A 1,206-nucleotide genomic window follows, 5' to 3' on the forward strand; every position below is an offset into this window, starting at 1 on the left:
CTCGCGGGTGAAGGCGAGGACGGAGGGGTTGGAGGCGGAGAGTTCGACGTAGGTGCCGACGCCGAAGACGGGGTGGCGTTGGCGGATTTCGATCATGGTGCGGGTCCAGTGGAGGAGGGAGCCGGGGTTGTTGGTCTGGGCTTCGACGTTGACGGCTTGGTAGCCGTAGATGGGGTCCATGATGATGGGGAGGTAGAGGCGGGCGGGGTCGCAGGTGGAGAAGCCGGCGTTGCGGTCGGGGGTCCATTGCATGGGGGTGCGGACGGCGTCGCGGTCGCCGAGCCAGATGTTGTCGCCCATGCCGATTTCGTCGCCGTAGTACAGGACGGGGGAGCCGGGGAGGGAGAGCAGGAGGGCGGTGAAGAGTTCGAGTTGGTTGCGGTCGTTGTCCAGGAGGGGGGCCAGGCGGCGGCGGATGCCGATGTTGGCTTTCATGCGGGGGTCTTTGGCGTATTCGGTGTACATGTAGTCGCGTTCTTCGTCGGTGACCATTTCGAGGGTGAGTTCGTCGTGGTTGCGGAGGAAGATGCCCCATTGGCAGTTGTCGGGGATTTTGGGGGTTTGGGCCATGATTTCGGAGATGGGGTAGCGTTGTTCGCGGCGGACGGCCATGAAGATGCGGGGCATGACGGGGAAGTGGAAGGCCATGTGGCATTCGTCGCCGCCGTTGGCGGGGTCGCCGAAGTATTCGACGACGTCGGCGGGCCATTGGTTGGCTTCGGCGAGGAGGACGCGGTCGGGGTAGAGGCGGTCGATTTCGGTGCGGACGCGTTTGAGGTAGGTGTGGGTTTCGGGGAGGTTTTCGCAGGTGGTGCCTTCGCGGGCGTAGAGGTAGGGGACGGCGTCGAGGCGGAAGCCGTCGATGCCGAGGTCGAGCCAGAAGCGGAGGACTTCGAGCATGGCGTCTTGGACGGCGGGGTTGTCGTAGTTGAGGTCGGGTTGGTGGGAGAAGAAGCGGTGCCAGTAGTATTGGCCGCGGATGGGGTCGTAGGTCCAGTTGCTGGTTTCGGTGTCGATGAAGATGATGCGGGCGTCGGGGTATTTGGTGTCGGTGTCGTCCCACATGTAGAAGTCGCCGTAGGGGCCGTCGGGGTCGGTGCGTGAGGCTTGGAACCAGGGGTGTTGGTCGGAGGTGTGGTTCATGACCAGATCCGCGATGACCCGGATGCCGCGGGCGTGGGCCTGCTCGATCAACTCGACGAAATC

Annotated in this window: 1 protein-coding gene; it reads right to left on the reverse strand. The window is 64.0% G+C overall.

The window, feature by feature from the left end; genetic code table 11:
• Nucleotides 1–1,206 (reverse strand): maltose alpha-D-glucosyltransferase (gene treS / locus BZB76_RS34015; protein WP_121438562.1); only part of this gene is annotated, 1,206 nt, incomplete at both ends.

The organism is Actinomadura pelletieri DSM 43383, assembly GCF_003634705.1.
Taxonomy (GTDB): Bacteria; Actinomycetota; Actinomycetes; order Streptosporangiales; family Streptosporangiaceae; genus Spirillospora; species Spirillospora pelletieri.